8 protein-coding genes are annotated in these 6,250 nt (G+C 62.6%); 4 read left to right on the forward strand and 4 right to left on the reverse strand.

The genetic code is table 11. The annotated features are described in order from the left end of the window. Positions 1–9: 9 nt before the first annotated feature. Positions 10–1,236 (reverse strand): polyhydroxyalkanoate depolymerase, encoded by a 1,227-nt coding sequence (gene phaZ / locus P0D71_RS29165; RefSeq protein WP_408483235.1) that lies wholly within the window; start codon positions 1,234–1,236, stop codon positions 10–12. Positions 1,237–1,579: 343 nt separating this feature from the next. Here phaZ and P0D71_RS29170 point away from each other — a divergent pair, with 343 nt between their 5' ends. The 4 genes from P0D71_RS29170 to P0D71_RS29185 all read left to right on the forward strand — a co-directional run bounded on the left by P0D71_RS29170 (position 1,580) and on the right by P0D71_RS29185 (position 4,260). Further along, positions 1,580–2,200 carry a LemA family protein gene (locus P0D71_RS29170; RefSeq protein WP_408185780.1) on the forward strand — a complete coding sequence of 207 codons (621 nt, stop codon included), beginning with the start codon at positions 1,580–1,582 and terminating at the stop codon, positions 2,198–2,200. Next, on the forward strand, positions 2,197–3,054 hold the full coding sequence (locus tag P0D71_RS29175; protein WP_408483236.1) for a TPM domain-containing protein: 858 nt from the start codon (positions 2,197–2,199) through the stop codon (positions 3,052–3,054). The genes P0D71_RS29170 and P0D71_RS29175 overlap by 4 nt, the downstream gene beginning before the upstream one ends. Positions 3,055–3,056: 2 nt before the next feature. Further along, positions 3,057–3,554 (forward strand): TPM domain-containing protein, encoded by a 498-nt coding sequence (locus tag P0D71_RS29180; RefSeq protein WP_091793592.1) that lies wholly within the window; start codon positions 3,057–3,059, stop codon positions 3,552–3,554. A 136-nt stretch (positions 3,555–3,690) separates the two neighbouring features. Next, entirely contained in the window at positions 3,691–4,260 is a 570-nt protein-coding gene (locus P0D71_RS29185; protein WP_408483237.1) for a hypothetical protein, read from the forward strand. Between the two features lie 228 nt (positions 4,261–4,488). On the opposite strand, the gene P0D71_RS29190 is transcribed toward P0D71_RS29185, so the two are convergent. The 3 genes from P0D71_RS29190 to cydB all read right to left on the reverse strand — a co-directional run. Further along, positions 4,489–5,508: a transporter gene (locus P0D71_RS29190; RefSeq protein ID WP_408483238.1), complete on the reverse strand. Its 1,020-nt coding sequence runs from the start codon at positions 5,506–5,508 to the stop codon at positions 4,489–4,491. A gap of 181 nt (positions 5,509–5,689) precedes the next feature. Then, entirely contained in the window at positions 5,690–5,815 is a 126-nt protein-coding gene (cydX, locus tag P0D71_RS29195) for a cytochrome bd-I oxidase subunit CydX (RefSeq protein WP_091800412.1), read from the reverse strand. A gap of 56 nt (positions 5,816–5,871) precedes the next feature. Beyond that, a partial coding sequence (gene cydB, locus P0D71_RS29200) for a cytochrome d ubiquinol oxidase subunit II (RefSeq protein ID WP_408483239.1) occupies positions 5,872–6,250 on the reverse strand: 379 nt, incomplete at its 5' end.

The raw sequence follows: 6,250 nt of genomic DNA on the forward strand, positions 1-6,250 counted from the left end.
GCCGACGCGCTAATCGATGGAGCGCCAGAACGCGGTCAGCGCAGGGTAAATGACATCGTGCCATTTCGGCCCGGTGAACAGGTCGTAGTGGTCGCAATTCTCAACGGTCAGCATTTGCCGCATGGCCGGTGCAATACCGCTGCAAAGCGACTGGGCGGCATGTGTCTGGCCGGCTCCGGTAATGTCGTCGCGTGCGCCTTCGACCGTGCAGAGTGCCGTCGAAACGATATCCTGAGGCCGCACCGGTTGCGTGCCGATCTGCCAGGTCCCGCGAGCCAGCGAGTATTCCTGAAAAGACACACGGATCGAATCGAGAAAGTAGTCCTCGGTCATGTCGAGGACAGCCGCATATTCGTTCAGGCGCCGCAAAGCACTCGCGGTCGCCCGCTCATCGCCCGAACACTGGGCGGCCCAGTAGCCCGATTCGAGCGCCCATTGCCGGTCGGGGTTGGCGGCGACGAACGCCGCATGCTGGACGAACCCGGGATAGACGCGCCGGCCGGCGCCGGGGTGGGGCGGCGGGACCGTGTCGATCGCCGTGTTGCGAAACCAGTCGAGCGAATGGGTTCCAGCAAACTTGCCGATCTGCGTTGGAGCGATACGCGCGTCGATCGGACCGCCCATGAGCGTGATGCTGCGCGCGGGCAGCTCGCCGGCGCTTGCCGACAGCGCGGCGGCCGCTAGCGCGGGGCTCGTTGCCTGACAAACGGCGACGATGTGCAGCGCTGTGCTTCCCGTCGCGCGCAAGAACTGCTGGATGACGAGGACGTAGTCGTCGAGTCCGAATGACCCGGCGTCCAACGGCACGTCGCGCGCGTTCGCCCAGTCGGTGACGTACACGTCACCGTCCTGCAGCAGCGTTTCAACGGCTTCGCGCAACATCACCGCGTGGTGGCCCGCGAGCGGTGCACAGAGAAATACCGCCGGCGCGTCGCTGCCCGGCTCCGGCAGGAACGCCCCGACGTCCGGCGCGCGGCTGAACTTGCGCAGCGCGCAAAACGGCGTGCGCTCGATCACCTGCTCGACGACCGCAACGTCCCGTCCGCCGATGCGTACTGTCGGGATGTCGAAACGGGGCGCTTCCGCCGGCGGCTGAATCAGGCGATAGAGCCAGTCGTAACCCACCGCGGCGGCTCGCGTCTCGGGCGCTTGCATGCTGCCGTCGCCGGCAGGCAGACTCCACGCGCCAAGCATGCGCATCAGGTTGCGCTGTGTTTCCAGCCATGCGTACCACATGCTGCCTCCTCAAGGTTCTATTGGACCCGTCAGTCGATACCGGCGCCGATCGTTTGCCGCGCCTGCGAAGCCACGCGGGCGTTATTCGTGTGCTGTTCTTGCCTGTTCGCGGTCTCGCACGATTTCATACCTGCCCCGGAGAGCGATCCGGAGAATTCTCTGCATAGCCGAGGATAACGTTGCGCCGGCCAGTTCTCATGGGCTTGACCGTGATCAACGAAGCCAGGTTCACAGCGAATACTGTAGGTCTGCAGGGATACACGAGTTTGCGCCGGGTAGTGTGCGCCGATGCCTGCATTCATCAGCCCAGTCCACGGGGTCATTAAAACAGGGAGAAGGCTCAATGCGCATCCTATGTCTTGGTTTGCTGGCTGTCATGGTCATGGCGGTTTCCGGATGCGGTTACAACGCCATTCAGAGGCAGGACGAGCAGGTAAAGGCAGACTGGTCGGAGGTGGTCAACCAATACCAGCGCCGCGCCGACCTGGTGCCGAACCTCGTGAATACGGTAAAGGGTTTTGCTGGCCAGGAGCGGTCCGTGCTGATCGGCGTTACCGAGGCTCGCGCGCGTGTCGGATCCGTGCAGGCTACACCCGAACTGCTGAACGACCCTCAGGCGTTCGCCCGTTTCGAGTCGGCTCAGGCGCAACTATCGAGTTCGCTCTCGAGGCTGCTCGTCGTATCCGAGGCGTATCCGCAGCTGAAGTCTGACGCGAACTTTCGCGACCTGCAGGCACAACTCGAAGGCACCGAAAACCGCATTGCGGTGGCCCGAAACCGATACATCAAGGCAGTGCAGGACTACAACACGACGGTTCGGTCGTTCCCTTCCAATCTGACGGCCAGTGTGTTCGGCTACAAGGAAAAGCCCAATTTTTCGGTCACGAACGAAGCGGAGATCGCTCGGCCGCCGCAGGTCGATTTCACTACGGCGCCCACGCCGGCAAGCGGAGCAGCGAATTGAACCTCCTCAAACTCGCCGGCACATGGCTATTTGTGCTCTCAGCATTTTTGTCGTCCGGCGCCGGCGCGCAAGCGCCGATTCCGGCCCTGACCACGCATGTGACGGACGTGACGGGCACGCTCGCCGACGCTCAACGCGCATCGCTCGAACAGACCTTGCAGGCGTTCGAGGCGAAAAAGGGCAGCCAGATCTCGGTGCTCATGGTGCCGACCACCGCGCCGGAAACCATCGAGCAATATTCGCTTCGCGTTGTCGAGCAATGGAAGCTGGGCCGCAAGAATATCGATGATGGCGTGCTGCTGATCATCGCGAAGGAGGACCGGACGCTTCGAATCGAAGTCGGCTATGGCCTCGAAGGCGCGCTTACCGACGCGACGAGCAGTCGCATCATCAACGAGACGATCGTTCCGCGGTTCAAACAGGGCGATTACTACGGCGGCGTCGCCGCCGGCGTCGACAGCATCATGCGTGTGGTCGATGGCGAGCCGTTGCCGCCGCCGGACCAGCGCGCAAGCGGCCCGGCGCAGCTTGCACATTATCTGCCGGTTCTTTTCGTGCTGACGCTCGTCGCGGGCGGTGTGTTGCGCGTCTTGCTGGGGCGGTTGCCCGGCGCCGTCGTGACCGGGGGCGCGGTTGCGCTCGTGGCCTGGATGTTGTCGGGCGCGCTGTTCATCGCCGCCGTCGCGGGGGTGATTGCGCTCGCGTTTACGCTGCTCGGCAGCGGTCTCGGCGCGGTCGCCGGCGCTCGCGTGATCGGCGGGCAGCCCGGCAGGTTCGGCGGCGACTCGGGCCGCACGATCTTCCGGGGCGGTGGCGGCGGATTTGGCGGCGGTGGCGCGTCGGGCAGGTGGTAGCCATGAACCTCGAGCGCATCGTCAGACATTTGTTCCTGACTCGCTGGCATGTGAACCGGGCCTTTCCGGTCCCCGTGCTGCGCGCCATCGAGAAAGCCGTCCGCGACAGCCATCGCGCGCACATGGGGCAGATCCGGTTCGCGGTCGAAGGCACCCTCCACATCGCGGCGCTATGGGAGGGCATGTCGGCCAGAGAACGTGCGATCGACGTGTTTTCCCAATTGCGAGTCTGGGATACGGAGCACAACAATGGGATACTGATCTATCTGCTGCTCGCCGACCATGATGTGGAGATCGTTGCCGACCGTGGCGTGCATGCGAGGGTCAAGCCGGGCGAGTGGGAAGCCATCTGCCAGCGAATGGAGGCGGAATTCAGACGGGGTAACTACGAGGCTGGCGTGCTGAGTGGCGTCGCGCAGGTAACGGAGTTGCTCAAGAAGCATTTCCCCGCGGAAACCGGGACGTTCGAGGAACTGCCGAGTAAGCCGGCTATTCTTTGACCATGCGCGCGTTTGCGCAGGGCAGACAAGGGCTCCTCGAGCGAGTGGCCAGTGGTGTGATTCGGACTGTTTCGTTTGCACACCGGGCCGACATGCGCGGGGTTCGAAGAGATGTTGTGTGCAGGGAGTTGAAAACGTGAAAGATGCGTACGAGCGGCGTGCATTGCTGCTTCATCTGGGCGACGTGCTGGAGACGGTCAATCGTCTCATGGCTTGTGGCGCCGACAGGCAAACCGTGAACGAGGCGGTGGCCGCGAATGATTCGCTCAAGGGCTTACCGTTGCTCACGCACGTATCGCCCTCGATGAACTCACGGGATTTCATCGAGCATGTCGCCGCTGGTTTTGTTTCGTGGCCGAAAGCGTTGCTTGAATTGGAACTGGATCGCGAGCAGCTCGCGCGTACGGTGCGGCAGGCGCTGTTTGCCGGCAACGCGCAAGGCTGGCAGGACTATGCCGCGACACTGCGCGAGGCGGTCGCGTGGTTTGGCTCGGGTCAGGAACCGATGGAAGCGAGCGAGGCAGCCGACGAGGCCACGAGCAGTGATGCGGAACAGCCGGAGCCTCTGGCTCGCGACGCGCAGATGGCGCGGCCGGGGGCCGGCGATGTCGAACGGGAAAGTGGCGACCCGTTATCGGCTTCGCGTGAGAGCGTGGAAAACGACGAGCGCTTGTATCCGTCGTGGCCTTGGAAATCGGGAGTGTGACTGGTCTGATCAAATGATGTTCAGCGCGTGCCTTGATTCAGCACAAAGATGATCGGGCGGGGCCGCGATAAGGTTCGTATTGGGGGTGGGGACCCCCAAGGAGTAGCGTGTTGAGCCCGGTTCGTCCGGGCTTTTTTTTGCGCTTCCGCGCAAGAGGGGCTGCTCCCGTTGGTTTGCGAGCCCGCTCGGTGTTGGGCGAGGCCATGCGCGATGACGAGGCATCTAACATCAATCGCGCCTTGGGCGGAATATCAGCCACGCTGCGAGGCTGGTGAACAGCACCGCGATCGTGGCGATGATCCAGAATCCGTGCGTGTCGTATTTGAAGGGAAGGCCACCCACGTTCATCCCGAGCAAACCGGAGATCAGGTTGATCGGCAACGCGATCACGGTGACGGCGGTCAGGATCAACACGCTCCTGTTGGTATGCTCGGCAACGCGGTCGGCAATCTCCGCTTCCAGCAACTTGATGCGCTCCTCGAGGCTGCTCATGTCGCGCAATCTTAGCGAGAACTCCTCGGCGGATTGCCGCAGTGACTGCATGTCTTCGTCACGTGCCCATTTGGGCGGCCGGTTGACGAGGCGAAAGAGCGCGGCGGGCTCCGGCGCCAACAGGCGGCGCAGGCTGACCAGATCGCGGCGAATGATGCCGAGGCCCGAACGCTTCGGCAATTTACCGGCGAGCAGCGTTTCATCCACCTTATCGGCCGATCTCGCCGCCAACCGCACAATCCCGATCAGCACATCGGCCTGCTCTTCCAGCAGGTTGATCAGGAGCGACAGCGGGCTGCGAAAGGGTCGCCCGGCTTCGACAGCCAGTCTCAATTGATCGACCGAACGCAGCGGCCGAGCGTGCGCGCTGAGCAGACAGCGATCGCTGACATTGAGCCATAACGTTGCCACCTGGAGAGGCTTTTGCCTTCCGAAGTCGTATTCGACGTCGTTGAGTACGGCAATGACGTCGTCGTGTACGTGCGTCATACGGGTTGAACGGGAGCCTTCCCTGAGGGCTTCGGCGAAAGCCTCGGGCATGGCCACGCTGTGTTGCAACGGCAAACTCTCCAGCACGGCGGGGATATCATGAAAGTGCAGCCAGATGAATTCGCCGCTGTTGTCGTCGCGATTGGCTAACCACCGGGTCGCCGAGTCTGCGTCTATCTTGCGGCCCACGCCGTCAGCTGAAAACAGATAGCCGCGCTCCAGAGGGAATGCGTCTGTTGTCTGCGCTAGCGGCGTGGCGGTGCTCATTCGATGCTCCTTCCTGCCCGCCATGAGCGGTCGCGCTTCGACGATCTTGAGCGTGCACCCGTCCTTATCGGATCATCCGTTTTTTAGTCCGGACGGTGAGCGCGTCAGTCTCGCGGTTATCTCAGTCAAGCCGCGCGTGCGCACGGGCCTTGAATGCCGTGCCGACTCATGACCTCTCTGCTCAGGTCCTTCTCTGTTCAGGGCGCTTCGCTTCCTGAACCGGTTGGCGTGACTCAAGCCAGAGCGCGTTGACTATGCCGAACGAAAGCGCCACGCCAATACCAAGAATCCAGCTGAAATACCACATTGTGTGCTCCCGGTTGTTCAGGTCCAGTGATTGACGCAAAATTCGCGTATTGGCGATCAATACATCGAATGGTGATTTTCTTCGAGCGCTGCCGCAGTCACCTTGCCGCGCATCACGCGATACACCCAGCTCGTATAGATCAGGATGAGCGGCAGGAACACGATCACGGCGATCAGCATGATCTGCAACGTCATGCGGCTCGAGGTCGAATCCCACACGGTGAGGCTGCTGCGGCCGTCGAGCGAGGAGGGCATGATGAACGGAAACATCGAGAAGCCCGCCGTGAGGATCACGCCAATGATCATCAGCGAGGTCGACAGGAACGCGCTCTTTTCAAAGCGCGACCGCGCGAGCAACGCGGCCAGCACGCCGCCCACCAGGCCGGCTACGGGAGCGGCCACCATCCACGGATGGGTGGCGTAGTTGGTGAGCCAT

Source organism: Paraburkholderia sp. RL17-383-BIF-A (assembly GCF_046028015.1).
Taxonomy (GTDB): domain Bacteria; phylum Pseudomonadota; class Gammaproteobacteria; order Burkholderiales; family Burkholderiaceae; genus Paraburkholderia.

Bases quoted from the DNA above. Each gene is read 5' to 3' on its own strand.
- P0D71_RS29180 (WP_091793592.1), top strand. From the start codon at position 3,057: ATGAACCTCGAGCGCATCGTCAGACATTTGTTCCTGACTCGCTGGCAT.
- P0D71_RS29190 (WP_408483238.1), bottom strand. From the start codon at position 5,508: ATGAGCACCGCCACGCCGCTAGCGCAGACAACAGACGCATTCCCTCTG.
- phaZ (WP_408483235.1), bottom strand. From the start codon at position 1,236: ATGTGGTACGCATGGCTGGAAACACAGCGCAACCTGATGCGCATGCTT.
- P0D71_RS29170 (WP_408185780.1), top strand. From the start codon at position 1,580: ATGCGCATCCTATGTCTTGGTTTGCTGGCTGTCATGGTCATGGCGGTT.
- cydX (WP_091800412.1), bottom strand. From the start codon at position 5,815: ATGTGGTATTTCAGCTGGATTCTTGGTATTGGCGTGGCGCTTTCGTTC.